Here is a 26,470-nt window from a genome sequence, read left to right as displayed (position 1 = left end):
GGCGGAGCGAATACCGGTCGAGGAGACGACTCGGGCTGTTCCGGAGCGGCGGTGGCGTCGTGAGCAGTGATCACCTGCCGATCGGGCGGAGGGTCGCGTATTTGCGTGCCCGCCGGAAGCTGTCGCAACAATCCTTCGCTGATCGCCTTGGCAAGTCGAAGAGTTGGGTGGACAAGGTCGAGCGCGGAGTCCGATCGCTGGAGCGGGTGTCGACCATCCGAGACGTCGCGGCTGTCCTGCGGGTCGACACCGCAGCGCTGCTCGGGCGCGATGCGCGGCCCGTCGACGTGACCGAGCAGATCGAGGGCGTCGCGCGAATTCGGGCAGCGCTGTCCACGTACGAGATGGCGCTTGGCCGGCCGGCAGCGCGCCGACCGACGGTGCCGGCTGACCGTCTCGCCCGGGAGGTCGGGCACGCGTGGACCACGTACCAGCACGCACGGTATCCGCAGTTGATGGAGCTGTTGCCAAAGCTGTTGACCGAGGTTCAGCGCACTCACGCATCGGATCCGGAGGGTTGCCGTGTCGCACTGGTCGAGTCCTACCGGGTGACGACGTCGATGCTGGTGAAGCTGGACGAGGTCAGCCTCGCCTGGCTGGCGGACGACCGGGCGATGTCCGCCGCGACCGGAGATCGGTTGCTGGTGGCTGCCGCAGCGGTGCAGCTTGGCCAAGTGCTCCGAGCGTCGGCGCGAGCGAGGTCGGTGATGCTGGCGGCTGCGTACCTGATCGCCCCACGCGACCTTGATGAGGGCACACCGCAAGAGCTGTCGCTGTGCGGGTCGCTCCTGGTCCAAGCTGCGCTGATGGCGGCACGAGCCGGTGATGACCGCGCCACTGTCGATCTGTTCGACGAAGCTACCGAGCTGGCCGCTCGGGTGGGCGACGGACACGACCATTACCGGACCGCCTTCGGACCGACCGCCGTCGAACTGGCACAGGTCGCCGCTGCCGTCGATCTCGGCGACGGACAGGACGCGGTCGCCTGGCACGAGAAGGCGACCCGCCGAGAAGGGTGGCGATGGTTGCCCGTCGAGCACCGAGCGGCACACCTGGTCGACGCGGCTCGCGCCTACCTCCAGATCGACGACCCCGGCAACGCGGCTCGGGTCCTGGTGCAGGCCGACGGCATCGCGCCTGCGGAGGTACGGCACCGGCCGGCGGCCCGCGAGGTCGTCGCGCAGGTGGCCCGTGACCCTGACGCCCCGGCGATGATCACCCAACTCGCCTTCAGCCTCGGAGTGGTCTGAGCATGACCCCACTTCCTGTTCGCACCCGGCCCGAATGCGGGGCTTCGGCCTCGTGGCCCGCCAAGGTCACGCTCGATCCTGGATGTCAACGCCGTTGCGTGAGGGCGGGGTCGGCGAGGCAAGGGCTTGGTCACTGGGCGTCCCTCCGGTGGCGAGGGTGTTCGGGTCCTCCTTTGCTCTGCTTCAGCGGAGGCAACACCCGGTGTCCGGATATCGGACGCGCGGTGTTGCCTGGGTTGAAGCAGCGCAAAGAGGGCGATGGTTAGGTGCCGACCCCCTCGTCCGACGTTCGGGTCAGTCATTCGGCGTCAGGAGCGGTCTTCGGAGGGGTTGCCACCACGACCGCCGCCCTAACGTCTGGAGATCACACCCCCGGCTGCTGACGGCGTCGAACGCGCGGACGACGACCCGAGCGAGAGTGTCGACGGACTGGCTGCTTGACCAGATGAGCCTGCTGGCGCCGACACCGTGGTCGGGTACGCGGTCCGAGGGCACCTCCAGGAGGCGGGTCTCAACCTCCGAGCCGCGCCGCTGCAATGTCCATCGGTAGGCGGTCGGCTCAGCCTCGAAGTCGGCACGTGCGGTCGGCGCGCCGCCGACGACGTTGGTGACTGCGGTGAGGAGTTGTTCAGGACCGTTAGCGCCAGGAGGTTTCCCGCTGTTCCCGCAGCGGGGTGGCATCGCCTGCACCGCCAGTAGCAACAAAAGGTTGCGCAAGGCGCGCAGGATGCCGTAGGTTAAGTGCAACCAAAGGTTGCGAAAGGTTGAGACGCATGGAGCAGGGAACCATCGAGCGCGACATTCAGGTCGACGCGTCACCCGAGGCGGTCTTCGAGGTCGTCAGCCAGCCCGAGCACATGCGGGAGTGGTGGCCTGACGACGCGCGATTCGAGCCGGTCGCGGGCGCACCCGGTGAGCTGGTGTGGCGTAACGGTGACACGGGCGAGACGCAGACCGTCGCACTCGCCGTCGTCGAGGTCGACCCTCCGAAGCGATTCTCCTTCCGGTGGTGCTTCACGGACGCAGATCGGAGCGGGCAGTCGCTGCTCGTCACCTTCGACCTGGTCCCCAGCGGTGCGGGGACCCTGGTCCGCATGACCGAGACCGGGTTCCGCGAGATGGGCTGGGAGATCGCCGTCCTCGAGGAGCAGTACCGCGACCACGAGAACGGGTGGGACCACTACCTCGGCAGGCTGGGCACGTACGTCGCGCGGCTGGTCGCGACCCCATGAGTACGGCGGTCGACGATGAGCTGTGGTCGGCGATCGGCGACCCCACCCGGCGTACGATGATCGATCTTCTTCTCTCCGATGGGCCGGGCACTGCCACGTCGTTGAGCAGGCGGCTGCCCATCACTCGCCAGGCCGTTTCGAAGCATCTGGCGGTCCTGGACCGGGTCGGGCTGATTCACGCCGAGCCGGCCGGTCGCGAGCGTCACTACCAGGTCGACGAGGCGCAGCTCGCCCGAGCCGTCGCGCAGTTGTCGGCGGTCGGCTCCAGCTGGGACGCCCGACTCCGCCGGATCAAGCGGATCGCCGAGGCGATCGAACGCAACCGCCACAACAACCAAGGAGCATGAGAATGGTCGACATTCTGCACCGGGTCGGCGTCGTCGCCCCGCTCGACGACGTCTACCGAGCGGTGGCAACTCCAGAAGGGCTCGCCGGCTGGTGGACGACAGACACGGTGGGCAAGAGCGAGGTCGGTGGGCAGTTGGCCTTCCGGTTCGGCGACGCCGGTGGATTCGACATGGAGGTCCTTGACCTGGACCCCGCAGGCCGGGTGCGGTGGCGGGTCGTCGACGGCCCCGAGGAATGGGTCGGCACCGAGGTCAGTTGGCGTCTCGACCAGCGCGGCGAGTACACGATCGTCCAGTTCACGCACGAGGGCTGGCGCGAGCCGGTCGAATTCATGCACCACTGCAGCACCAAGTGGGCGATCTTCCTGATGAGTCTCAAGGAGCTGGTGGAGACCGGGCGCGGCAGGCCGGCGCCGGACGACGTCAGCATCAGCGACTGGCACTGATCTCGGGACGGCTGCACCGCCGGGAGATCGACTCCGGTTCCTTGAGGATGGGGTGTCGTCGTCTCGTCGACACCCCGAGTTCCGGGAAGCGGAGTCGATCAACCGCTGGCGCGGTGACAGGTCAGGGGTGCAGCTCGCGCGCTAGTGCTCGGCCCAGACGCCCAGCTCGTTGCCGCTGGGGTCGGTGAAGTGGAATCGACGACCACCGGGGAACTCGTACGGCCCGTTCACCACCTCGCCACCCGCGTCCCGCACAGCCTGCACGGACTTGTCGAGGTCGGCCGAGAAGAGCAGCACGAGCGGCCCGCCCGCCCGCACGTCCTGGTCCACACGGAGACCGCCCACCTCGGGTGCGGTGTCACCGTGCGGGCTGCGGATGCCGGCGTACCCCGGCCCGTAGTCGTTGAACTGCCACCCGAACGCCTCCGCGTAGAAGCGCTTTGCCCGATCAAGGTCGGTGACCGTGAACTCCAGGTAGTCGATGGCGTGGTGCCGCTGCGGCGAAGACTCAGACATGCGTCGAATTGTGCAGCCCAGGTACGACGTTCCACGGCCATCAGATCGGAGATCGACTCCGGTTCCTTGACGTCGGGGGGTCAAGGAGACCTCGACACCCCGGGTTCCCGGAACCGGAGTCGACCAACCGCCGCTACTCCGCACGGTAGACGGAGATGTGGGCCGTGCTGTCCGCGTCGAACGGTCGTCGCTGCCAGTCCGCGTACCGCTCGGTGAGCCGGAGCCCCGCCTGCTGCGCCATCGCGTCGATCTGGTGCGGCCAGGCGTACCGCATGGCGAAGGGCTTCAGGTGTACGCCGTCCCCGTCGAAGGTGATGGTCTGCCGGATGAACCGCTGCGCCGGCCGGTCGTACCGGTGCAGCCGGATCGTCGCGGAGTCCTCGGTCACGGTGCGCACCTGCACCTGCTCGTCGGAGTCGAAGTCGCGCGGGTCGGGCACGAACGCCTCGATGACGAACGCGCCACCGGGCGACAGCACCCGGGCGACGTTGCGGAAGCAGTCCGCCTGCCGCTCGGCGTCCACCAGGTTGAACAGCGTGTTGAAGACCAGGTACGCGAGCCGGAACTCACCCGGCACCGGCACGTCCGCCATGTCGGCGACGACCACGGGGATCTGGTCGCCGCCGGGCTTGGCCCGCAACTGCGCCAGCATCTCCTCGGACGCCTCGACGCCGTGCACGGTGAGACCGCGTCTGACCAGCGGCAGTGCGACCCGGCCGGTGCCGATCGCCAACTCGAGGACCGGACCACCCTCGGCCAGATCAGCCAGGAAGTCGACGGCTGGCGCCGGGTCGGGGTTGGCTCCGTCGTCGTACCCGGCGGCCCACAGCCGGCCGAAGAGGCCGGGATCGTCGAAGACCGACATCAGCGGCCTCCGGGTTTGGTGTCAGTGGCGCGTAGCCGCGTCGTCGGCAGGGGAGCAGATTCCACGAAGCCTCGATTCATCAGGCCGGATGACGGTCGATTCGGGAGATTTCGTCGGGACTGGCATGGTGGTTGCTCCCTTCGCGCGGCTGTCGACTGAGGACATCAGAGGGCGTCACAGCCCGGCAAGGCAATTACGCCAGCCGGGCCGACGGCGGGGTTGGGCGGTCAGGAGATGTGGTGCAGGATCACGTTGTGCACGTGGTGGCTCTTCTGTGCGCCACGGAACTCCACCTCGTAGGTGTGCGTGCCGACGTGGATGGCGATCGCACCGGTGGAGAAAAACGAGCCACCCCAGGACTTGTTGCTGACCACGCTCACGCTGGTGATCTTCGAGTACGGGATGCTGGTGATCGCGAACCGCTTTCCGACGAAGGAGCGGTCCTGGATGATCACCCGTCGGTCGGTCAGCCCGATGAACCCGGTGCCGGTGCCGACCGCGTCGTAGACGGCGATGATCTGTTCACCCTCGAGGAGGCCACTCTCGATCTGCTGGACCTGCTCTTTGCGGTCGTACGCGATGTTCGCCATGTGTCCCAGGCTAGAAAACCGGCGCCAGCCGCCCGGTGTGGGCGATGACCAGGAACTCGCCGTGCCTCACCGGGCGTTCGCGTCGGTCGCGGCGCGGACGAACTCGCGTACCCGGGTGGTGGTGTTGCTGGGTAGCCAGACCGGCCCTCGCTCGATCGGTGGCGCGTCGTGGATGGGCACGTACGCCACGTCGGGGCGCGGGTAGTAGCGCCGCGTGTGCTCGCCCACCGGCAGCACACCCCGGCCCAGCGCGACCAGGGACAGCATCTCGGAGAAGGTGTTGCCGGCGGGGCCCTTAGGAATCGGCTGGCCGGACGGGGTGCGCTCCGGGGTGCGGTCCCGCTTGAACTCCACCGAGGTCACGGTCGGGTACTGCACCACCGGGTGGTCGGCGAGCACCTCCAGCGAGACGGACCGTTCCCGGGTGAGCGGATGCCCGGCGGCCACTGCCAGCGCCCGATCCTCGGAGAGCAGCGCCGGGCCGGTGGCCATCCCGTCGAAGGGGTACGAGGCGATCAGCACGTCGGTGGAGCCGTCCAGCAGGCCGGACCGGGTGTTGGACAGCTGCGCCTCGCGCACTTCGACCCGGCAGTCGGGGTGCCGTTCGGTGAACAGGGCCACCGCCCGAAGCAGGACCGGCGCGGTCCACTCGCCGAGGAACGCCACCCGCAGCGTCCCGGTGACGCCCCGGCCGGCGTCGACCGCGCGGCGGACCGCCTCGTCCATCCCGGCGACCAGTGGGGACAGGTCGTCGGCGAGTTGCCGGCCGATCGGAGTGAGTCGGACGACCCGACTGGTCCGGGCGAACAGTGGTGCGCCGATCTGGCGCTCCAGTTTTTTGACGACGTGGCTGACCCGGCCGGTGCTGACCCGCAGCCGTTCGGCGGTCCGACCGAAGTGCAGCTCCTCGGCCAGGGTCAGGAACGTCTCGACTTCGTACCGCTCCAGCACGCCGCTCCCACCGTTGACTTGTGGTCAACGATCGTAGCGGCAGTCGGTCTTGGTCGGCGGCTCCGAGCAGCGGATCGTGAACGCGGCAGGGAACGACCCGACCGAGAGGCTGCGAGATGAGCATCAACGACTACCTGGCCGGCCCACTGCGCGAGATCGGGGAGAAGCTGACGCCGATCATCGCGACGGCCCTGCCCGGCGCGACCGGCGCGATGTGGCACGGCCACCCGGTCTGGGGCCTGGGCGACCGGCCCGGCCAGCGGCCAATCTGCCTGGTCAAGGCGTACGGGTCGTACGTCACCTTCGGGCTGTGGCGTGGGCAGGAGATCGTCGACCCGTCCGGGCGGCTGATACCCGGTGCGCGGGCGATGGCAGCGGTGAAGCTGAGCGGCGTCGCGGACATCAACCCGGCGCTGTTCACCGACTGGCTGCGCTCGGCGGCCGACCTGGAGGAGGAGTGAGCGCGGTGCGGGTGACTGGTTTCGACCACCTGGTGTTGACCGTCGCCGACGTGGAACGGTCCTTGGACTTCTACTGCGGCCAGCTCGGGCTGGCACCGGTACGGGTCGACGAGTGGCGGGCGGGCAGCGTCCCGTTCCCGTCGGTGCGGATCAGCCCGGGCAGCATCATCGACCTCGTCCGAGGCGAGCCGCAGGGCGCGAACGTCGACCACTTCTGCCTGGTGGTGGCACCACTGGACTGGGCGCAGGTGATCGAATCGGGGGTCTTCACGGTGCTGACCGGGCCGGTCAGCCGGTTCGGCGCCCGCGGCTCGGCGACCTCGATCTACGTCAGCGACCCGGACGGCAACTCGGTGGAGCTGCGCTGGTACCCGCAGGACGCGGGGTCGGGTTCGGAAACGGTCGTCAGCCCTCGGTGACCGCTCGATACGCGTCCTCGATGCGGGCGGCCAGCAGGACCTCGCCCTCGGTCAGGGGCTCGTCGTTGCCGTGCCCGACCCGGATCTGGGTGCTGTCGGACCCGCGGCTGATCTCGGGTCGCAGGTGTAGCGCATCCGCGACCACCTTGACCCGTTCAGTTAGTGCCGCGTGTTGGGTATCGTCGATCGCGAGCGTCCGTCGGATCTGTTCGCCTTCGCGTGTCCAACCAGACAGCAAGGTCAACGCGTCGGCAAGGTAGTCGTGCTTGGCCCTGCTGTTGAACAGCACGCGCATCACCGCACCCCCCAAGCGCCGTTGCCGGCTTGTGGCCAAATCGTCGCCATCCCGTGTCTTGTCGGTGCCCCTAGTCTGTCGCTGCTCGGAAGGGGTGTCCACGCCCACACTTCCGTGTCTTACTGGCCTAGCGGACGGTTACGGTACCCAAACCGCCGATTGATCTGGCACCCTGGACGCCCGTGCGGACCGAACGGGCGAATGATGGCGGGCAGGCCGAACGACGGGACCTGAAGGTGATCGTCGGTGCGGCGATCATCCGGGACGGGCGGGTGCTCGCCTGTGCGCGCGCCGCCCCGCCCGAGGTGGCGGGAATGTGGGAGTTTCCGGGCGGGAAGGTCGAGCCGGGGGAGGTTGAGACCGACGCGCTGATCCGGGAGTGCGCCGAGGAGTTGGCCGTACGCGTCGAGATCGGCGACCGGGTCGGCCGCGACGTGCGGATGGCACACGGCCGTTCGGTGCTCAAGGTCTACGCCGCCCGCCTGATCGGCGGTGACCAGCCGCAGGCCCTGGAACACGAGGCGCTCCGCTGGCTCGCGGCCAACGAACTGGACTCGGTCACCTGGCTCCCCGCCGATGCCCCCATAGTGGCGGCCCTCCGCCCCCTCCTGACCCCCTAACCGCCCCACGAGTGCCCCGGTCTCTCTTCCAGCACTCGTTGATCATGAAGTTATTGCTGCGACACGCCGGAGAGCATGGCAATAACTTCATGATCAACCACGAGGGGTGGGGTGGGGGTGGGGTGGGGGTATGGGACGAGGGCTACCGGCAGTGCCGGTAGCCCTCGTTTTGGTGGTCTTGTCAGTGCTTCTTGTCCTGGTCCGGGTGCGCGAAGTTGAGGTGCTCCGGAGGCAGCGGGAAGGCCACGTCGTCACCGAACGGCGACGGCGCGGCGGCCCGGTCGAAGGTGAGCTCGGTCAGCGGCAACCGGCCCCGGTCGTCGACCGCCGGAGCGGTCGGGTGGGGCACCTCCCGGTCCCAGTTGACGCCGCTCTGCGCCTGCGCCTCGGCCCGCGGGTCGTGCGAACGGCCCGCGTGCGAGTGCACCCCGCCCCTGGCCGCAGCCGGCGACGTCGAGCCCTGACGGGCGGTGGTCACGCTGGTCTGGGGCGTCTCGCCCCGACGGAAGATCTTGCTACCAAGCCACACAAGGGGATCGTACCTGCGGTCGACGACCCGTTCCTTCATGGGGATGATCCCGTTGTCGGTGATCTTGATGTGCTCGGGGCAGACCTCGGTGCAGCACTTGGTGATGTTGCAGAAACCGAGGCCCTGTTCGGCCTGCGCGTACTCCTTGCGGTCGGTCCGGGCATCCAACGGGTGCATGTCCAGCTCGGCTGCCCGGATGAAGTACCGCGGGCCGGAGAACGCCTGCTTGTTCTCGTCGTGATCGCGGATCACGTGGCAGACCGTCTGGCACAGGAAGCACTCGATGCACTTGCGGAACTCCTGCGAGCGCTCGACGTCGACCTGCTGCATCCGGTAGTCACCCGGTGCGACATCCGCCGGCGGGGCGAACGCCGGGGTCTCCCGTGCCTTCTCGTAGTTGAACGAGACGTCGGTGACCAGGTCCCGGATGACCGGGAAGGTGCGCAGCGGCGTGACCGTGACGGTTTCGTCCTCGCCGAAGGTCGACATCCGGGTCATGCAGCCCAGCCGCGGCTTGCCGTTGATCTCCATGGAGCAGGAACCGCACTTGCCGGCCTTGCAGTTCCACCGGCAGGCCAGGTCGGGCGCGTCGGTGGCCTGCAGACGGTGGATGACGTCGAGGACGACCTCGCCCTCGTTCACCTCCACCATGTAGTCCTGCAGGTCCCCGCCGGTCTCGTCGCCCCGCCAGATCCGGAACTGACGCTTCCCGCTCATCGGTTGTCCGCCTCTCCAGCGTCGACGACGAGAGCGTCGAAGTCGGCCAGCTCCTCGTCGGTGAGGTATTTGCCCAGCTCGACCCGGTCGAAGAGGCCGATCAGCTCGGGCCGCATCTTCGGCAGCGGCTTCCGGGTCAGCTGCACGGTGTCACCGTCCAGCGTGCAGACCAGGTTCACCTGCCGCCACTTCGGCTCCATCGCCGGATAGTCCTCCCGGGTGTGCCCGCCGCGCGACTCCTGGCGCTCCAGCGCCGCCTTCGCGGTGCATTCCGAGACCACCAGCATGTTGCGCAGGTCCAGAGCCAGGTGCCAGCCCGGGTTGTAGCGCCGGCCGCCGGCCGCGCTCACCTTGGCCACCCGCTCCCGCAGCTCGGCCAGCCGGCCCAATGCGTCCTCAAGCTCGCCGTGCCGGCGGATGATTCCTACTAAATCTCCCATGACCGCCTGGAGGTCCTGCTGCAGGGTGTACGGGCTCTCGCCGGTGTCCCGCTGCAGCGGCGCGAGGGCGGTCTCCACGGCAGCCTCGACCGCGTCCACGGCCACCTTCGGCCGGGCGGCCAGCCCGTCGGCGTAGCTGGCCGCGTGCCCGCCCGCCCGCTTGCCGAAGACCAGCAGGTCGGACAGGGAGTTGCCGCCCAGTCGGTTGGAGCCGTGCATGCCACCGGAGACCTCACCGGCGGCGAACAGCCCGCGTACGTGGCCGAAGGCCGCACCCGAGTCCGGGTCGACCTCCACGCCGCCCATCACGTAGTGGCAGGTCGGCCCGACCTCCATCGGCTCGGCGGTGATGTCGACGTCGGCCAGCTCCTTGAACTGGTGGTACATCGACGGCAGCCGTCGGCGGATCTCGTCGGCCGAGCGCCGGCTCGCGATGTCCAGGAAGACGCCACCGGCGGGGGAGCCCCGGCCGGCCTTGACCTCGCTGTTGATCGCGCGGGCCACCTCGTCGCGGGGCAGCAGCTCCGGCGGACGCCGGTTGTTGTCCGGGTCGGTGTACCAGCGGTCCGCCTCTTCCTCGGTCTCCGCGTACTGCTTGCGGAAGACGTCGGGGACGTAGTCGAACATGAACCGTTTGCCGTCGGAGTTCTTCAGTACGCCACCGTCGCCGCGTACCGATTCGGTGACCAGGATGCCCTTCACCGAGGGCGGCCACACCATGCCGGTCGGGTGGAACTGGAGGAACTCCATGTTGATCAGCGTCGCCCCGGCGCGCAGCGCCAACGCGTGCCCGTCTCCGGTGTATTCCCAGGAGTTCGAGGTGACCTTGTAGGAGCGTCCGACGCCACCAGTGGCCAGCACGACGGCCGGCGCCTCGAAGAGAACGAACTCCCCGGACTCGCGGTAGTAGCCGAACGCGCCAGCGACCCGGTCACCGTCGAGCAGCAGCTCGGTGATGGTGGTCTCGGAGAACACCTTGATCCGGGCGTCGTACGAGCCGAACTCCCGGTGATCCTCCTGCTGGAGCGAGACGATCTTCTGCTGAAGGGTGCGGATCAGCTCCAGGCCGGTCCGGTCGCCAACGTGCGCCAGGCGCGGGTACTCGTGGCCGCCGAAGTTGCGCTGGGAGATCTTGCCGTCCTTGGTGCGGTCGAAGATCGCACCGTACGTCTCCAGCTCCCAGATCCGCTGCGGCGACTCCTTCGCGTGCAGCTCGGCCATCCGGAAGTTGTTGAGGAACTTGCCGCCGCGCATGGTGTCGCGGAAGTGCACCTGCCAGTTGTCCCGGCTGTTCACGTTGCCCATCGCGGCGGCCGCGCCGCCCTCGGCCATCACCGTGTGCGCCTTGCCGAAGAGCGACTTGGAGATGATCGCGGTCTTCTTGCCGGCGAGCCGGGCCTCGATGGCCGCGCGCAGACCGGCGCCGCCGGCCCCGATGACGACGACGTCGTAGTGGTGTCGTTCGATGCGAGTGGTTGTGGTCATGTCAGGGGCCCTTTAGTTGATGAACCGCAGGTCGGAGAACCAGCCGGCAGCGAGCGCCATGATGTAGAAGTCGGCCAGCGCCAGGGTGCCGAGGGTGATCCAGGCGAGCTGCATGTGCCGGACGTTCAACGCCGAGACGAAGGTCCAGGCCTTGTATCGCACCGGGTGCTTGGAGAAGTGCTTGAGCCGGCCGCCGATGATGTGCCGGCAGGAGTGGCAGGAGATCGTGTACCCCCAGAGCATCACCACGTTGAACAGCAGGATGATGTTGCCCAGCCCGAAGCCGAAGCCCTTCGGCGAGTGGAAGGCGAGGACAGCGTCCCAGGAGTTGATCAGCGAGATGATCACGGCGGCGTAGAAGAAGTAGCGGTGCAGGTTCTGACCGAGCAGCGGGAAGCGGGTCTCACCGCCGTACTCCTTGTGGCCGTCCGGCACGGCGCAGGCCGGCGGGGACAGCCAGAACGACCGGTAGTACGCCTTGCGGTAGTAGTAGCAGGTGAGCCGGAACAGCAGCAGGAACGGCAGGGTCAGCGCGGCGTCCGGGATGATCCACCAGCCCGGCAGGAACCGGCCGAAGTGCGAGGCGCCCTCGATGCACCGCTCCGTGACGCAGGGCGAGTAGAAGGGGGTCAGGTAGTGGTGCTCCGCGACCCAGTAGAAGTCGTGCATGAAAACCCGGACCGTCGCGTACGCGACCCAGGCGCTGAGCCCGATCACGGTGATCAGCGGGGCGAACCACCAGCGGTCGGTACGCAACGTCTTTGCCGCGATGGCAGCGCGCGCCCGCGCTCCTCGCGGCTTCGTTGCCGTTGAAGTCATTCGAGTCGTCTCCTCGACGGGCCCGTACGGGCGGGCTGATCTTTCTCCGGTCGGCACGCGGTCCGGCGAACCCGCACCCGCTGCCACGTCATGCGCACACCAACGACCGCGCCGGCTCGACCGACGCAGCTAAGTGACACACGTTACGCCGATCTCTGCGAGCCGTCCGCGCAAGGGACCGTCCCGTGTGTCTGACCTGCGGAAAAGCCCTGGAACACCGATCGGTGAGGCGTTGGTGCGGATGCCACCGCGCTCAGCCGGAGGCACCTCCGGTGAAGTGCCAGGATGCCAGTCGCAGCGAGGGCGCGGCCCACCACGCACCGTCCACCCGATCCGGTTGGCGCACCGCCCGCGTGCCCAGCCCCAACACGGCCCCCGGACCGAGCGCCCGCGGGTACGACTCGGTGAACCGCAGGTCACGGACCGCGCGCACGACAGTGCCGTCCTCGATCAGCCAGACGCCGTTGCGGGTCAACCCGGTGACGACGAGGCTCTTCGGGTCGAGCACCCGGGTGTACCAGAGATCGGTGACCAGCAACCCTCGGCGTACGCCGGCGACCAGCGCTGCGGTGTCCGCGTCGACCACCGCGCCGCCGGCCCCGCCGGTGGTGCTGCGGCCCACCGCGCTGGCCGGGCCGGCCAGCGCGCCGGACAGGCGCAGGTTGCGGGCCATCGGGCCCCAGGTGGCACCGCCCGCGACCGCGTGCCCGGTGGACTGGGCACCCGCCTCGGCAGCGGTCCGTCGGTCGTGTGCCAGCGCCCGGGTGGTGCCCCCGTCGACCAGGGTCAGTGCCCGTCGACCGGTGCCCTCCGCGTCGAACGGCAGCCCCGACGCGCCCAGCGGATCGTCCACCAGGGTCACCGTCGAGTCGAACTGGGCCGCCCCCAGCTCGGCGAACGACTGGCGCTCGGCGTACCGCTTGCCGTTGAAGCCGTGCCAGGAGAGGTTCTGCAGCAGGTCCGCCACGGCGGCCGGCTCGAACACCACCTCGTAGCGCCCCGGCGGCAGCTCCGTAGGGTCGGCCGCCGCCTGCGCCTTCGCCGCGGCCTGCGCGCCCAACTCGGCGCCGTCGAGGTCGGACAGCCGGTCGGCGCAGCGCCGGGCCACCCCGTCCGCGCCGTCACGGCGGGCGATGCCGTCCATCGCGGCCTCCACCGAGCGGCCGTACGCCGTGTGCCCGGCCGAGTTGGCGTACGCCGACGAGCGGTGCGCGGTGCGGCAGTAGCCGGCCGTGCTGAGGCCCCCGGCGGCGGCCACGAACGCGCCGACCCGGTAGGCACGCTGATCCGGCTCGGCGTGCGCGGTGGCCTCGTCGACGGGCGGCGCGTCCGGTGTGGGAGTGGGCGGCGTCAGCCCTGGCCAGCCCGGGTCGGGCGGGCAGAGCCGTGCCGCGGCCAGGGTGCGCTCGACCAGGGCGTGCAGCCCGTCGGCCGTGACCACGCTGCCGCTGCCGGCGGCGGTCCGACCGTCGACGTGCAGCCGCAGCCGGACCCCGACGGTCGACTCCGCGACGTTCTGGTGGATGGCCGAGTTGGCGAACCGGGTCAGCGCCAGGTCCGCCCGCGTCACCACCGCATCGGCCTGTGCGCCCGGACCGCCGAGGCGCCGGACCAGCTCGACGACCTGCCCGGCCAGCTCCAGCTCGCTCACGCCGACACCCCCACCCGGACGTTGCGGAAGCGGGCCGGCGCGGCCGGGTGACCGGTGTGCCCGACCTGGCCGGGCTGGCCCTTGCCGCAGTTGGGCGTCCCCCAGGAGACCGTCTCGCTGGAGAGCATGTCCATCGACCGCCAGAAGAGCGGGCCGATCCCCGTGTAGGTGGGGTTGCGCAGCATCCGCCCCCGCCGACCCTTTTTGATCTCCCAGCCGACCTCGCAGCCGAACTGGAAGTTGAGCCGCTTGTCGTCGATCGACCAGGACCGGTTGAGGTCCATCAACACGCCGTCGTCGGTGGACGCGATGATCTCCTCCAGAGTGTGCGGGCCGGGTTCCAGGCCGACGTTGGTCATCCGCACCATGGGCAGCCGGGCCCACCCGTCGGCCCGTACGCTGCCGCCATAGTCGAGGCTGGCCAGGGCGGCGGAGTCCCGGCCGGCGAGCACACCCACCCAGCGACCGTCGCGGACCGCGTCCCGCTTGACCGCCGGGGAGCCCTCGTCGTCGAAGCCGAAGCTGCCCAGTGCGCCCGGGATCGTCGGGTCGATGGTGATGTTCATCAGCTCCGAGCCGTAGCGCAGTGCGCCGAGCTGGGCCAGGTCCAGCCAGGACGTGCCGGCGAACGCCGCCTCCCAGCCCAGGATCCGGTCCAGCTCGATGGCGTGCCCGACCGATTCGTGGATCTGCAGGGCGAGCTGCTCACCGCCGAGGATCAGATCCGTCTCGCCGGCCGGGCAGGGCGGCGCGGTGAGCAGCGCCCGGGATTCCTCGGCGATCTGCGCGGCGTGCGCGGCCAGGTCGAGCGACTCGACCAGCTCCCAGCCCGTGGTGCCGTACTGCCCCCGATAACTCGGCCAGGACCGGCGCTGTGTCTCGCCGTCGCCGATCGAGGTGGCCGAAATGCCGCCGCCGCACTCGCGGATCCGCTGGTCGATCCGGTGGCCCTCGCTGGAGACGAACCACTTCGCGGTGTCCCAGATCTGGTACAGGCCCTCGGCCAGGTCCGCGCCGTGCTCGGCCATCGTCCGGGTCGCGCCGACCAGGAGGTCGCCCTTGTCTGACAGGGGCACCCCGAGCGGGTCGATCTGGCAACCGGAGGCCCAGCTCGCCGTGACCGCCTCGACGGCGACCAGGTCGACCGGCGGGCCGGGCACCCGGGCGCTCGCCTTGGCGGTCCGCGTCGCACGACGGCCGGCGTCGCGGGCTGCGGCGTCCGAGAGATCGGGTACGGCGTGGAAGCCCCAACTCGCCCCGACCAGCGCCCGGACACCGAGCCCGATGCTCTCGTCCTGGGTCAGCTCCTCCACGTCGCCGTTGCGCGCGGTCATCGACTCGTAGCGGCGGTGCATCACCCGGGCGTCGGCGTACCGGGCGCCCGCGTCGAGGGCGGCCTGCACGGCGGCGGTGGCAGCGTCGAACTCGGTCATGCGACCGACCCTAGGCCAGCCGCCCGACACCCGTCAGGGAAGCAGTTCCTCCGGCCGGATGGTGGCCTTCACCGGCTCGGTGAGCACGAGCAGGTCACCTGGCCTGGTCACGGACTGCTCGGTGTAGTGGCTGCCCTGCCGTCGGTAGAGGTGCAGCGTGCCATTCGCCTGCTCCACCAGCAGGTACCACTCGATCCCGGCCGATGCGTAGTAGTGCATCTTGAGCACTTTGTCGGTGGACGCGTTGCTCGGCGAGATGATCTCGCAAACCAGCCGCACATCACCCGCCTCGACGTTGAGTTCGTCGAAGTCGATCGGGCCGGTGATCACGAGGTCGGGGATCGGGATTCGGCCGGGCCTGAGTCGGACGTTCACCGCTTCCAGCACGTGCAGACCGGCCTCACGAGCCGGAGCCCGTAGGGCCGCGCGCAGTTCGCCGGAGATGTTCTGGTGTCGGGGGGTGGGGGCTGGGGTCACGTGGAGGCTCCCGTCGAAGAGTTCGACGCGTTGCTGCGTCTCGCCGAGGGCGAGGTACTCCTCTTCGGTCCACGGGCCTTCGTGGTTGAACACCGCCGCGGTCATCGTCACCTCCACCTCGTGCCACGGGCATCCTCTGCTGGCTACTCGCCCAATGATCGCACTTGACGTGCGATCAGAGCCATGAATGGGCGTGGATGGCGAGGTGACTGGGGTGTTCAGGCCGATGCCGACTCGTTACGCTCTGGCCCGCTGACAGGTGCCGACTTTGTAGCTTATTTTCACCCTCAGGATTTTCCTGTAAGTTCTCTTCGTCACTGAGGGAGGCGGCCGTGGACAACTCGGATCCGGCGCCGTCCGGGGAACCGGACGACCGTCCCGCCGTGCCGGCGCAGCGTGGCAACGAGGACGCCTACCTGCGGGTGCGTGACCTGCGGGTCCGGTTCGACACCGAAGATGGCGTGGTGCGCGCCGTCGACGGGGTGTCGTTCGCCGTCGAGCGGGGCCGCACCCTCGGCATCGTCGGCGAGTCCGGCTCCGGCAAGAGCGTCACCTCGCTGGCGATCCTCGGCCTGCACGACCCCAAGCGGACCACCATCACCGGGGAGATCTCCGTCGGCGGCCGGCAGGTGGTCGGCCTCGGAGACGAGGAGGTACGCCGGCTGCGCGGCCGGGACATGGCGATGATCTTCCAGGACCCACTGTCGGCGCTGCACCCCTACTACACGGTGGGCCGGCAGATCGCTGAGGCGTACCGGGTGCACCACCCGAAGGCCAACCGGCGCGAGGCCCGCCAGCGAGCGGTCGACATGTTGGACCGGGTCGGCATCCCGCAACCGGCGCGTCGCTTCGACCAGTACCCGCACGAGTTCTCCGGCGGCATGCGCCAACGCGCGATGATCGCGATGTCCCTGGTCAACGACCCGGCGCTGCTGATCGCCGACGAGCCGACCACCGCGCTGGACGTCACCGTGCAGGCGCAGATCCTGGACCTGCTCGCCGACCTGCAGGCTGAGTTCCACTCCGCGATCATCCTGATCACCCACGACCTCGGGGTCGTCGGCCAGGTCGCCGACGAGGTGCTGGTCATGTACGGAGGCCGGGCCGTCGAGCGGGGCAGCGTCGAGCAGGTGCTCCGCTCGCCGCAGCACCCGTACACCTGGGGGTTGCTCTCCAGCGTGCCGTCGCTGCACGGCGATGCGGACGCGGACCTGTTGCCGATCCCGGGCAACCCGCCCAGCCTGATCAACCTGCCGCCCGGCTGCGCGTTCCACCCGCGCTGCCGGTACGCGGAGCGCACCGGCGGCCGGTCCCGCACTGAGGTGCCCGAGCTGCGCCCGGCGGGCTTGGCCGGCGAGGCCGACCACCTGGTCGCCTGCCACCTCAGCGCCGAGGAGCGGGCCGCGCTCTACGCCGAGGACATCGCATCTGTGGGGGTGGCCCGATGACCGATGAACCCCTGCTGCGGGTACGCGGCCTGACCAAGCATTTCCCGGTACGCCAGGGGCTGCGCTCCACCGGCCTGGTGCAGGCGGTGGACGGGCTCGACTTCGACGTGCGCCCGGGCGAGACGCTCGGCCTGGTGGGGGAGTCGGGCTGCGGCAAGACCACCACCGGCCGGATGCTGGTGCGGCTGCTGGAGCCGACCAGCGGCAGCATCGAGTTCGACGGGCGGGACATCACGCACGCCGGCCGCCGGGAGTTGCGCCCGTTGCGCCAGGAACTTCAGATCATCTTTCAGGACCCGTACGCGTCCCTGAATCCCCGGCACACCGTCGGCCGGATCGTGGCGATGCCGTTGCAGGTCAACGGGATCAAGCCGCCGGGTGGGATCAAGGCCCGCGTGCAGGAGCTGCTGGAACTGGTCGGGTTGAATCCGGAGCACTACAACCGGTATCCGCACGAGTTCTCCGGTGGGCAGCGCCAGCGCATCGGCATCGCCCGCGCGCTCGCCCTGCGGCCCAAGCTCATCGTCGCGGACGAGCCGGTCAGCGCGCTGGACGTCTCGATCCAGGCGCAGGTCGTCAACCTGCTGCGCGACCTGCAACGGGATCTTGGCCTGGCGTTCGTGTTCATCGCGCACGACCTGGCCGTGGTCCGGCACTTCTGCCAGCGGGTCGCGGTGATGTATTTGGGCCGGATCGTGGAGATCGGCGACCGGGCGGACATCTACGAGCGCCCACAGCACCCGTACACCCGGGCTCTGCTCTCGGCGATCCCGGACGTCACCCAGCTCGGCCCGGCGGGCCGGATCCGGTTGACCGGCGACGTGCCCACCCCGCTCGACCCGCCGTCGGGCTGCCGGTTCCGCACCCGGTGCTGGAAGGCGCAGGACATCTGCGCCACCGAAGAGCCGGCGCTGGTCCCGCGCGACGGGGGCCGGCAGGCCACCGCGTGTCACTTCCCAGAAGGGGATGCAGCCAGCGCCGGCCCGGAACCCGCGGGGTCGACTGCCCAGGTCATCGAGGAGGTGTCGCCGTGAGCCTGTCCCCGGTGGAGGGTGTGGCGTTGGCGGAGATCGAGTCCGACACCGGCACGGGCACGCCCGCGGTGAAGGGTGTCGTCGGCCGCTCGCCAGGTCAGCTCGCCTGGCTGCGGCTGCGCCGCGACCGGACGGCCGTGGTCAGTGGTGCGCTGCTCGTTTTCTTCATGCTGGTGGGGCTGGCCGCCCCGCTGATCGAGATGGTCTACGGGATCGGGCCGCGTGAGCAGTTCCAGAACCTGCTGGACGGCTTCGGGATGCCACTGGGCTACGCCGGTGGGGTCACCGGGAAGCACTGGTTCGGTCTGGAGCCGGGGCTGGGCCGGGACATCTTCATCCGGCTGATCTACGGGCTGCGGACCTCGCTGTTCATCGCCCTCGCCGCGGCCCTGATCACCGCGACGATCGGGGTCGTGCTCGGTGCGCTCGCCGGCTATCTCGGTGGCTGGCTCGACGCGGTGATCAACTGGATCACCGACCTGACCCTGGCCATGCCCTTCCTGATCATCGCGCTGGCGCTCACCCCCACCATCACGCTGCGCTTCTACGGCGAGCGGGGGCAGGTGTCGTCCGCCTTCGGGGTGGGCGTGCTGATCGCCGTCTTCGCCATCTTCGGCTGGACCAGCACCGCCCGACTGGTACGCGGACAGGTCATCGCGCTGCGCGAGCGGGAATTCGTGGAGGCGGCCAAGGCCAGCGGCGCCGGGCTCGGGCACATGCTCTTCCGGCAGCTCCTGCCGAACATCTGGGCGCCGATCCTGGTCTCGTTCTCCCTGGCGGTGCCGCAGTTCATCACCAGCGAGGCCGCGCTCTCGTTCATCGGTGTCGGCCTCAGCGACGAGACGCCGAGCTTCGGCCGAATGATCTACCGCAGTCTGGACTTCCTCCAGACCGACCCGGCGTACGTGTTCTTCCCGGGCATCATGATCTTCGCGCTGGTGTTCGCCTTCAACCTCTTCGGCGACGCGTTGCGTGACGCGCTCGACCCGAAGTCGTCCCGGTAGGGGTTTCTCATGGCGCGATTTCTGATCAAGCGGCTCTTCTCCGCCACGCTGACCCTCTTCGCGGTGAGCGTGCTGACCTTCCTGATGTTCTTCGCCCTGCCGCGCGACCCGGTGACCGGCATGTGCCCGAAGAACTGCAACCCGGAGCGGCTGGAACGGGTCCGCACCGAGCTGGGCCTGAACGACCCTCTGATCAGCCAGTACGCCGGCTACATGAAGGGCATCGTCACCGGACGGGACCTGGGCAGCGCCCAGGGTGGCCAGTGCGACGCGCCCTGCCTGGGCTGGTCGTACGTCACCAACGAGGCCGTCTCGGACACCATCGCCCGGGTCCTGCCGGTGACACTGAGCATCGTGCTCCCGGCGGCGATCCTCTGGCTGCTGCTCGGGGTGGGGCTCGGCATGGTCTCCGCGTTGCGGCGGGGCACCTGGCTGGACCGGGTGGCCATCGGGTTCTCCCTGACCGGCGCCTCGTTGCAGCTCTACTTCGTGGGCGCGGTGCTGCTGCTGGTCTTCGTCTACAACCTGCGGGTGCTGCCGGTGCCCAGCTACACCTCGATCTTCGACAATCCGGCGAAGTGGGCCAGTGGGCTGGTGCTCGCCTGGGTGGCGTTGGCCTTCCTGTTCTCGGCCATCTATGCCCGACTGTCCCGGGCGCAGATGCTGGAGACGCTGTCGGAGGACTTCGTCCGGACCGCGCGGGCCAAGGGCCTGGCCAAACCCAAGGTGTACGGGCGGCACGCGCTGCGCGCGGCGATCACCCCGGTGGTGACCATCGCCGGCCTGGACGTCGGTGGCGCGCTGGGCGGCACGGTGATCACCGAGACGACGTTCGGCATCCAGGGGCTGGGGCGTACCGCGGTGGACGCGGTGCGCTCGGGCGACCTGCCCACCATCATGGCCACCGTGCTGATCTCGGCCGTCTTCGTGGTGCTGGCGAACGTGCTGGTGGACCTGCTCTACGCGGCCATCGACCCCCGGGTCCGGCTGCGCTGAGCCGGGCGGCTGGCCAGGGTGTCCACCACCCGGTCGGCGGCGAAATTTATCAACAACTGTTACACAATCCGTAGGTTTTCTTCTTTACGATCCTCGGGACGTCGGCGGTTCTCGCCGCGGCGGACCGCACGGCACATGGGTGAAGGAGGTACGTCATGAGACCACGCGTAGCGGCTGCCGCAGGCGGCGCGATCGCTCTGGTTGTGGCATTGGGTGCGTGCTCGGAGAACACGGGCGAGGGCACCACGGTGGACACCGAGCGGCAGCAGACCGGGGTCATCGCGACCGATCCCAAGGACTCGCAGGGCCCGGCGGCTGAGGTGAGTGGCGCCCAGAAGGGCGGCACCTTCACCATCATCCGGGAGACGGCGATCTCCCATCTGGACCCGCAGCGGACGTACTCGTTCGCCGGTCTGATGGCCAACCCGCTCTTCGCTCGCTATCTGACCACCTGGAAGGACGACGGCAAGGGCGGCCTGGTGCTCGTCGGCGACCTGGCCGAGACGCCGGGCACCAACGTCAACTCTGACTGCAAGGTCTGGGAATTCAAGGTCAAGGACGGGGTGAAGTTCGAGGACGGACGCCCGATCACCTCCAAGGAGATCGCGTACGGCATCGCCCGCTCCTTCGACCCGGACCTCTCCGGCGGCCCCACCTACATCCAGGAGTGGCTGGCCGACACCGCGCAGTTCGACACGAAGTGGGATTTCAAGAAGAACAAGACGTCGCTGCCGCCGGGCCTGAGCACGCCGGACGCCAAGACGCTGCGCTTCGAGTTCGCCAAGCCCCGCTGTGACCTGCCGTTCGCGGTCTCGCTGCCGACCACCGCGCCGCTGCCCGCTGACAAGGACACCGGCGTCAACCTGGACCAGCAGCCGTTCTCGTCCGGCCCGTACAAGATCGCGAAGAACCAGACCGGCGTACAGCTCACCCTGGACCGCAACCCCAACTGGGACCCGGCCACCGACGCCGTGCGCCACCAGTACCCGGACCAGTTCGTGTGGAGCTTTGGCCCGACGGCGGACGCCGCCAACAACCGGGTGATCGCCGACAACGGCGCCGACCAGACCGCGCTGGCCTGGAACGCCGTGCCCGCCTCGCTGGTCGCCAAGGTCGCCGGGGACGCCGCTCTGAAGTCCCGGACCATCCTCTCGCCGACGCCGAGCGCCAACCAGCTGGTCATCAACAACCAGCGGGTCACCGACCTGAAGATCCGTCAGGCGCTCAACTACGCCATCGACCGCGAGGGTCTGATCAAGGCACTCGGCGGTCAGACCGTCGCCGCGCCCCTGACCACGCTGATGCCGTCGGCCACCATCGGCTACAAGGCGTACGAGGCGTATCCGGCAGGCCCCAACGGCAACGTCGACAAGGCCAAGGAGCTGCTCGGCGGCAAGACGCCGGAGCTGGTTCTCGGCGTCGCCGACAGCTCGACCGAGCAGCAGCAGGGCGCCCAGCTCAAGGCGAACCTGGAGCGGGCCGGCTTCAAGATCACGCTGCGGAACATCTCCGACGACGCGAAGCTCGACGAGGTCAAGAAGAAGGACAACCCCTGGGACCTCTACATCGGTAACTGGGCGGCTGACTGGCCGAGCGGCGCTTCGATCCTGCCGGTGCTCTACGACGGCCGCACCATCAAGGCCGAGGGCAACAGCAACAGCGCGTACTTCAACGACCCGACGATCAACGCCGAGATGGACCGCATCCTGGCGCTGGCCCCGGCCGACCAGGGCCCGGAGTGGGCCAAGCTCGACGAGCGGATCATGAAGGAGCACGCCCCGGTGGTGCCGCTCTACGTCGACGTGGCCTACAACGTGCACGGGTCCAAGGCCGGCGGGGTCTTCATCTCCAGCGTCTTCGGCTACCCGTCGTTCGTCAACGCGCACGTCAAGCCGTAAGTCACACCGCAGGCAGGAAGGGTCCCCTCCCGACAACGCCGTCGGGAGGGGACCCTTCCGTTCCCGCCGAACAGGTCGCTGCGTGATCCCGGCAGCGCCCAATCGCATAATCTCGACATCTCCCCTTCGAGGTGAAGGTCTGGCTCGCTGAGCTGGGCCTTCGCCTCGTTCCTGGCACCGTTAGCGCGGCATGTGCAAGGTTTGTCCGATCGGCTCCGCGCGAACCGCCAGCCGATGATGACCTTGGTGACATCAGCAGCAAGCGGGTCAGCTTGGCAGGGCGCTGTGTAGCGCGCATTGTTCGTCAGCCCGTACTGCCTCGACGGGTCCGGGCTGCCCCTTTCTCGCGATCTTGCACTTTCTGCCTCGACTTAGGGGACATTCCACGCATCTCGGCGACCGAAACTGCAAGATCGGCGCGGCGGGTCGCTGCGGCGGGGCGCTCTGGAGTGGCGTCTGGCCTTCGGCGCGGGCTGCGGCGGACGAGCATGACCACCCCCGACGGTCAGTGACGCCCCGCCTGCCGAGTGGCGGATGCCTTGACTGATACGTCGATCATCTGCTTATGATGATGGCATGACTAAACCCTCCGCACCGATGCGCGAACCCACATACTTCATCCTCGGCGCGTTGCAGGACGAACCGTTGCACGGCTACGCCATCGTCAAGCGTGCGCAGGAGCTGTCCGACGGGCGAGTGCGGTTGACGACCGGCACGCTGTACGCCGCGTTGGACCGGCTTACCCGCGAGGAGATGGTGCAAGTGGCCGAGGAGACGGTGGTCAACGGCCGCGCCCGTCGCACATACGAGCTGACCGAGCGTGGGTTGTCCGCACTGCATGAGGAGGCGGCGCGGATGATCGCCGCAGCTCGGATCGTTCGAGACCGTTCCGTGCGGTCGACGGCTGCGACGGTTCGGACGGTGCCGGCATGACCGGCCAGGAGCGCCGCTACCGGTGGCTGCTGCGCGCATACCCTCGGGCCTATCGACAGTACCGCGCCGACGAGATGCTGGAAACGCTGCTGGTCGTGGGCGAGGCGGACCGAAGGCACCTGAGCCTTCGGGAGTCCCTGGCACTCGTGGTGGGAGGTCTCCGGGTCCGCTCCGGTGTGGACCGGCTCGGTGCCCGGGACACCTTGCGATACTCCGCGCTGCGGTTGACCGTGCTGTCCCTGCTCGTGTGTGGCGTTACCCTTACGGCCCTGCCCCTCATGTGGCGCTTATGGCTGCTGTTTCCGGGTAATTCCGCCAGCTTTCTGCATGGGGGGAGCCTGGTCACGCCCGCATTGTTGCTTCTCGCGTTGGCCGCCGCGGCATGGGCTCGCTACCGCCTCGCACTCGCCATAACCATTGGCGCCTTTGGTGCGGAGATCTGGTACTCCGCGGCGAACGACCTGTGGTACGCGGTAGGGCCATGGACGGGGATCGACGCGGTGTTGGGGCTCCGGGCGGGTCTATACCTGGCCATGCAGCTTTCTACGTGGGCGTGCTTGTTGGCCGTCCTGACGATGGTGCCGCTGCTTCGAGCGCGTCAATCACGGGTGGCGCGACCATGGACCTGGCTTGTCGGCGCGGCAATGACCATGGCTGTCATGACGCCTAATCCGCTCAATGGCTGGGTCGACCGGTTTACCCTGCCGGTCATCGTGGCCGCCGGGCTGGTGGCGGCTTTCGTGGGCGCGGCGCTCGATGTTCGGATATCGATCGCGGCCAGCGCAGTCCTTCTGGCGCTAATCCTGCCTATGCTGGCCTATGAGCCAACCAATTGGACGCTCTATGGTTGGGACGTGGGACCGCGAAATTTGCTCCTCGGAGCCGTAATCGGAATTTTTGCAATCAACGTCACGGTCAGCAGAATGGCCGCCCGCCGGCAAGTCACCCTCTGAGCAGCGTGGTCGCTCTGCATAGATCCCTGACAAAGGATCGCAGGGCGGCCAACTCGTGTCGAAAACACCATGGCCAGTCGCGCAGGGTGTCGTCGAGGTCTGGCCACTACAGACCGATGGAACGGTCGAGGAAATCGCGGATCATCGGCGCAGCGACGTCAAGCTTGACCTCCAGCAGGAAGTAGCCGGTGTCGAGCAGCCGGAGAACCCCGTCTCACGGTGACGTCAGATCGTGTGAATCGTGATGAGATCTTCGAGACCGGCGAGGTCGTCGGCGTTGCGGGTGTAGATGGCGGCGTCATGGGCATGTGCGGTCGCAGCGATGAGTAGGTCCATCACCCTGGCCCGCGGTTGGCGGCCGGTCTCGACGACGCGGGCGGCCAGTCGCGCGTAGCTGTCGGCGATGGCTTCGTCGATGGGTAGCGGATCAAATCGGCGTTGGATGGTGCTCAGCCGCGCCAACCGGAGCGCCCTCGCTTCGGCGGTTTTCGCGATCAGGACACCGAACTGGAGTTCGGCGAGACTGGCGACGCTGATGGCCAGTTCGCCGGGAATCGGGGTTATGTCGGTGGCGATGAGGACGCTGGTGTCGAGGATGCCGCGGCTCACCGCTCAACCCACGGATCGGTGACGGTGTCGTCGAGGAGGTCCCGATCGCCCGCCCACCCTGGGTCGGTTGGTTGGTCGAACACGCCGGCGAGGTCGTCCCATTCGCGCCAGGTTCGAGGACTGACCGGGCCGAGCACGGCTGCCGGTCGGCCGGCGACGGTGATCGTCACGCGTTCACCCGCTTGCGCCCGACGCACCAGGTCGCTGGCGTTCTGCCGCATTTCCCGCAGTCCAACTTCATGCATACGCCCTACCGTAGCACTTGTGCTATCGCCGTCAAAGGTCGTCGTCCCGCGCTGCCGCCGACCGCTCGGCCGCTGAGGGTGCTCGCAGTTCAAGCAAGATCGGATGCACTACTTTTCGGCACGATCGCACCTCGCCACCTGTCGCGGCGGCTGTGCTCCAGGACGCGCGATCTGCGGCAGATCCGGACATCATCGGTGCCCCTGCCATGGTGGCCGGTTGGCGGCGCGGTCCGTCATCATCACGGCGGAGTCTGGCACGCCGCGCGGTCCGCGTGCCCCGGTTTAACCCGGTCGTGGATCTCCATGCCGGCTGTTAGCGTCGCCGGCATGTTCGCCACCGACCGGGTCCGACTGCGCCCGCCCACGCCCGACGACGCGCCGAACATGTTCCGCCTGCACGGTGATCCCGAGTTGCACCTGATCACAGACGGCGAGCCATTCCTGCCGTGCCACGTCGGCCAAATCCGGGCCCGGCTGGAGAAACAGGTCACCGAGCCGCCCGACGGCGCGACCACCGTGTCGCTGCTCGCCGAAACCGTCGCCGACGGCACTTTCCTCGGTGGCAGCGTGCTGTGGGGGATCAACGCATTCAACCAGTACGCCCACCTCGGCATCTCACTGCTACCCGAGGCGCGTGGCCAGGGGTACGGGACCGAGGTGATCCGGCTGCTCTGCCGGTACGGCTTCCGCAACCGCAACCTACGCCGTCTGGAATTGGAGACGCTGGCCAGCAACGCGGCCATGCGGCGGACCGCGGAGACGTGCGGCTTTACGCACGAAGGCACCCAGCGGGAGCGCGAGTACGACGGCGACGGCTTCGTAGACATGGTGATCTACGGTCTACTCCGGTGCGACTGGACGCCGTAGCCGGCCGGCGCGGCGACATCAACCCGATCGGCGGCCACGGATACTGACAGACCGATCAGCAGGCCGCGCCCGGTCGGCGGCAGATCCGGATAGTCGCCCGGCGACAATCACCCGAACTTCGTCCATTGCCCTTCGGAGACCACCTCGACTGAGCCGTCGACGACCTTGATGGCCGTCTGTTCGTCGATGGCGTAGGCCGGGACGCCGATGTCGGCGGCCCATCGCTCCGCGTCAGCCATGGTGTTTGTCGGGAAGAGGTCCAGGTGCGGGAAGATCGAGAAGTCGACGACTCCGAGGGTGCGGTCGTCTGGTGCGGACGGCCACTCGACGAAGTAGTCCCCGATCCGGGGCGTCATCACCATGCTTCCGGCGCTTACTCCCACCCAGACCTTGTCGGGCAGCGAAGGCAGCAGATCGGCTAGCCCGGACTCGCGCATCCAGTGGCACAGGTATGTCGCGTCGCCTCCGTCGACCAGGAGCACGTCGGCCTTCCGGACCCAGGGGACCCATCGCTCCGCGCCGAGGGTGGGCAATGCGGTGAGCTCGAGGACACCGAGCGACGCCCAGCCCAGGCCGGACATGTACTGCCAGTCAGGCTTGGGCTCGGCGGCGACGAAGTCCCGTACCGATGTCGGACCGCACATCGGGTGACCCCACTGTGCTGTCGGGACGCAGAGGGCGTGGCACTCATCGATCGGCTTGCCGAGCAGCTGCACGAGCACCGAGTGGATGCTCGGGTTCGTGACGCCGCCGGACGTAAGCAAGAGCTTCACGATGCCTCCGAATTCACGGGCGAAGGAGAATGTGCCTGATGACCAAGGGCCGCGCCGGCACTCATCGTAGTTTCGGGCGTCCACTTTCGGAGGTCCCTCAGTTGGCGGGGCGACTACCCTCCACCCGGTCCTACTTCGCCCAACACGTGCACCCGACCGAGGCGCGC

At 68.7% G+C, this 26,470-nt stretch carries 29 protein-coding genes; 15 read left to right on the top strand and 14 right to left on the bottom strand.

The features are described from left to right. Nucleotides 1-59: 59 nt before the first annotated feature. The 4 genes from OG811_RS06235 (at nt 60) to OG811_RS06220 (ending at nt 3,275) form a co-directional block, all read left to right on the top strand. Nucleotides 60-1,250: a helix-turn-helix domain-containing protein gene (locus OG811_RS06235; protein WP_406072743.1), complete on the top strand. Its 1,191-nt coding sequence runs from the start codon at nt 60-62 to the stop codon at nt 1,248-1,250. Nucleotides 1,251-2,023: 773 nt separating this feature from the next. Beyond that, nucleotides 2,024-2,482: an SRPBCC domain-containing protein gene (locus OG811_RS06230; RefSeq protein WP_406072742.1), complete on the top strand. Its 459-nt coding sequence runs from the start codon at nt 2,024-2,026 to the stop codon at nt 2,480-2,482. After that, nucleotides 2,479-2,829: an ArsR/SmtB family transcription factor gene (locus tag OG811_RS06225; RefSeq protein ID WP_406072741.1), complete on the top strand. Its 351-nt coding sequence runs from the start codon at nt 2,479-2,481 to the stop codon at nt 2,827-2,829. Before OG811_RS06230 ends, OG811_RS06225 begins: the two co-directional genes overlap by 4 nt. A gap of 2 nt (nt 2,830-2,831) precedes the next feature. Next, entirely contained in the window at nt 2,832-3,275 is a 444-nt protein-coding gene (locus OG811_RS06220; RefSeq protein ID WP_406072740.1) for an SRPBCC domain-containing protein, read from the top strand. A gap of 141 nt (nt 3,276-3,416) precedes the next feature. Here OG811_RS06220 and OG811_RS06215 read toward each other — a convergent pair whose 3' ends face one another. The 4 genes from OG811_RS06215 to OG811_RS06200 form a co-directional block, all read right to left on the bottom strand. Next, nucleotides 3,417-3,791, bottom strand: a complete 375-nt coding sequence (locus tag OG811_RS06215; protein WP_406072739.1) for a VOC family protein — start codon at nt 3,789-3,791, stop codon at nt 3,417-3,419. 133 nt (nt 3,792-3,924) lie between these two features. Beyond that, nucleotides 3,925-4,656, bottom strand: coding sequence for a class I SAM-dependent methyltransferase (locus OG811_RS06210; protein ID WP_406072738.1), 732 nt, complete (start codon nt 4,654-4,656; stop codon nt 3,925-3,927). A gap of 227 nt (nt 4,657-4,883) precedes the next feature. Next, complete coding sequence (locus OG811_RS06205; RefSeq protein ID WP_030337500.1) at nt 4,884-5,246, bottom strand: PH domain-containing protein; 363 nt, start codon at nt 5,244-5,246, stop codon at nt 4,884-4,886. 66 nt (nt 5,247-5,312) lie between these two features. Continuing rightward, nucleotides 5,313-6,197 (bottom strand): LysR family transcriptional regulator, encoded by an 885-nt coding sequence (locus tag OG811_RS06200; RefSeq protein ID WP_406072737.1) that lies wholly within the window; start codon nt 6,195-6,197, stop codon nt 5,313-5,315. 116 nt (nt 6,198-6,313) lie between these two features. Here OG811_RS06200 and OG811_RS06195 point away from each other — a divergent pair, with 116 nt between their 5' ends. Next, nucleotides 6,314-6,658, top strand: coding sequence for a DUF1801 domain-containing protein (locus OG811_RS06195; RefSeq protein ID WP_406072736.1), 345 nt, complete (start codon nt 6,314-6,316; stop codon nt 6,656-6,658). Between the two features lie 5 nt (nt 6,659-6,663). Further along, the gene (locus OG811_RS06190) at nt 6,664-7,077 is read left to right on the top strand and encodes a VOC family protein (protein ID WP_406072735.1); all 414 of its coding nucleotides are present in this window, start codon (nt 6,664-6,666) and stop codon (nt 7,075-7,077) included. On the opposite strand, the gene OG811_RS06185 is transcribed toward OG811_RS06190, so the two are convergent. Next, nucleotides 7,064-7,372, bottom strand: a complete 309-nt coding sequence (locus OG811_RS06185) for a 4a-hydroxytetrahydrobiopterin dehydratase (protein WP_406072734.1) — start codon at nt 7,370-7,372, stop codon at nt 7,064-7,066. The genes OG811_RS06190 and OG811_RS06185 overlap by 14 nt on opposite strands. A 182-nt stretch (nt 7,373-7,554) precedes the next feature. Between OG811_RS06185 and OG811_RS06180 the strand changes: the two genes are divergently transcribed. Continuing rightward, nucleotides 7,555-7,992: a (deoxy)nucleoside triphosphate pyrophosphohydrolase gene (locus tag OG811_RS06180; RefSeq protein ID WP_406072733.1), complete on the top strand. Its 438-nt coding sequence runs from the start codon at nt 7,555-7,557 to the stop codon at nt 7,990-7,992. Between the two features lie 181 nt (nt 7,993-8,173). On the opposite strand, the gene OG811_RS06175 is transcribed toward OG811_RS06180, so the two are convergent. From OG811_RS06175 to OG811_RS06150, 6 genes are all read right to left on the bottom strand, one after another. Beyond that, complete coding sequence (locus tag OG811_RS06175; RefSeq protein WP_406072732.1) at nt 8,174-9,238, bottom strand: succinate dehydrogenase/fumarate reductase iron-sulfur subunit; 1,065 nt, start codon at nt 9,236-9,238, stop codon at nt 8,174-8,176. Then, nucleotides 9,235-11,163: a fumarate reductase/succinate dehydrogenase flavoprotein subunit gene (locus OG811_RS06170; protein ID WP_406072731.1), complete on the bottom strand. Its 1,929-nt coding sequence runs from the start codon at nt 11,161-11,163 to the stop codon at nt 9,235-9,237. The genes OG811_RS06175 and OG811_RS06170 overlap by 4 nt, the downstream gene beginning before the upstream one ends. A gap of 12 nt (nt 11,164-11,175) precedes the next feature. After that, on the bottom strand, nt 11,176-11,982 hold the full coding sequence (locus OG811_RS06165; protein WP_406072730.1) for a hypothetical protein: 807 nt from the start codon (nt 11,980-11,982) through the stop codon (nt 11,176-11,178). 253 nt (nt 11,983-12,235) lie between these two features. Further along, on the bottom strand, nt 12,236-13,633 hold the full coding sequence (locus OG811_RS06160) for a TldD/PmbA family protein (protein ID WP_406072729.1): 1,398 nt from the start codon (nt 13,631-13,633) through the stop codon (nt 12,236-12,238). Beyond that, the gene (locus tag OG811_RS06155; RefSeq protein WP_406072728.1) at nt 13,630-15,066 is read right to left on the bottom strand and encodes a TldD/PmbA family protein; all 1,437 of its coding nucleotides are present in this window, start codon (nt 15,064-15,066) and stop codon (nt 13,630-13,632) included. The genes OG811_RS06160 and OG811_RS06155 overlap by 4 nt, the downstream gene beginning before the upstream one ends. 33 nt (nt 15,067-15,099) lie before the next feature. Continuing rightward, nucleotides 15,100-15,648: a Uma2 family endonuclease gene (locus tag OG811_RS06150; protein WP_406072727.1), complete on the bottom strand. Its 549-nt coding sequence runs from the start codon at nt 15,646-15,648 to the stop codon at nt 15,100-15,102. Between the two features lie 278 nt (nt 15,649-15,926). On the opposite strand from OG811_RS06150, the gene OG811_RS06145 reads away from it, so the two are divergent. The 7 genes from OG811_RS06145 to OG811_RS06115 all read left to right on the top strand — a co-directional run bounded on the left by OG811_RS06145 (nt 15,927) and on the right by OG811_RS06115 (nt 23,809). Next, complete coding sequence (locus tag OG811_RS06145; RefSeq protein WP_406075565.1) at nt 15,927-16,991, top strand: ABC transporter ATP-binding protein; 1,065 nt, start codon at nt 15,927-15,929, stop codon at nt 16,989-16,991. Further along, nucleotides 16,988-18,025: an ABC transporter ATP-binding protein gene (locus OG811_RS06140; protein ID WP_406072726.1), complete on the top strand. Its 1,038-nt coding sequence runs from the start codon at nt 16,988-16,990 to the stop codon at nt 18,023-18,025. Before OG811_RS06145 ends, OG811_RS06140 begins: the two co-directional genes overlap by 4 nt. After that, complete coding sequence (locus OG811_RS06135) at nt 18,022-19,029, top strand: ABC transporter permease (RefSeq protein WP_406072725.1); 1,008 nt, start codon at nt 18,022-18,024, stop codon at nt 19,027-19,029. Before OG811_RS06140 ends, OG811_RS06135 begins: the two co-directional genes overlap by 4 nt. A gap of 9 nt (nt 19,030-19,038) precedes the next feature. Then, nucleotides 19,039-20,025 (top strand): ABC transporter permease, encoded by a 987-nt coding sequence (locus OG811_RS06130; RefSeq protein ID WP_406072724.1) that lies wholly within the window; start codon nt 19,039-19,041, stop codon nt 20,023-20,025. A 155-nt stretch (nt 20,026-20,180) separates the two neighbouring features. Continuing rightward, nucleotides 20,181-21,923, top strand: coding sequence for an ABC transporter substrate-binding protein (locus OG811_RS06125; RefSeq protein ID WP_406072723.1), 1,743 nt, complete (start codon nt 20,181-20,183; stop codon nt 21,921-21,923). Nucleotides 21,924-22,499: 576 nt separating this feature from the next. Beyond that, nucleotides 22,500-22,856, top strand: a complete 357-nt coding sequence (locus OG811_RS06120) for a PadR family transcriptional regulator (RefSeq protein WP_406072722.1) — start codon at nt 22,500-22,502, stop codon at nt 22,854-22,856. Beyond that, nucleotides 22,853-23,809 carry a hypothetical protein gene (locus OG811_RS06115; protein ID WP_406072721.1) on the top strand — a complete coding sequence of 319 codons (957 nt, stop codon included), beginning with the start codon at nt 22,853-22,855 and terminating at the stop codon, nt 23,807-23,809. Before OG811_RS06120 ends, OG811_RS06115 begins: the two co-directional genes overlap by 4 nt. 225 nt (nt 23,810-24,034) lie before the next feature. On the opposite strand, the gene OG811_RS06110 is transcribed toward OG811_RS06115, so the two are convergent. Together OG811_RS06110 and OG811_RS06105 are read right to left on the bottom strand one after the other, a co-directional pair. Beyond that, nucleotides 24,035-24,418: a PIN domain-containing protein gene (locus OG811_RS06110; RefSeq protein WP_406072720.1), complete on the bottom strand. Its 384-nt coding sequence runs from the start codon at nt 24,416-24,418 to the stop codon at nt 24,035-24,037. Further along, entirely contained in the window at nt 24,415-24,663 is a 249-nt protein-coding gene (locus tag OG811_RS06105) for a type II toxin-antitoxin system Phd/YefM family antitoxin (RefSeq protein WP_406072719.1), read from the bottom strand. The genes OG811_RS06110 and OG811_RS06105 overlap by 4 nt, the downstream gene beginning before the upstream one ends. A gap of 327 nt (nt 24,664-24,990) precedes the next feature. Between OG811_RS06105 and OG811_RS06100 the strand changes: the two genes are divergently transcribed. Beyond that, nucleotides 24,991-25,530, top strand: coding sequence for a GNAT family N-acetyltransferase (locus OG811_RS06100; RefSeq protein WP_406072718.1), 540 nt, complete (start codon nt 24,991-24,993; stop codon nt 25,528-25,530). 107 nt (nt 25,531-25,637) lie between these two features. Here the strand turns inward: OG811_RS06100 and OG811_RS06095 are convergent, their stop codons facing one another. Continuing rightward, nucleotides 25,638-26,303, bottom strand: coding sequence for a Type 1 glutamine amidotransferase-like domain-containing protein (locus OG811_RS06095; RefSeq protein ID WP_406072717.1), 666 nt, complete (start codon nt 26,301-26,303; stop codon nt 25,638-25,640). Nucleotides 26,304-26,470 lie beyond the last annotated feature (167 nt).

The sequence above is a fragment of the Micromonospora sp. NBC_01638 genome (genome assembly GCF_045209745.1).
Classification (GTDB): Bacteria; Actinomycetota; Actinomycetes; order Mycobacteriales; family Micromonosporaceae; genus Micromonospora.
Note: the sequence above shows the minus strand (reverse complement) of the source record. Positions and strands in the feature narration are given on the sequence as shown.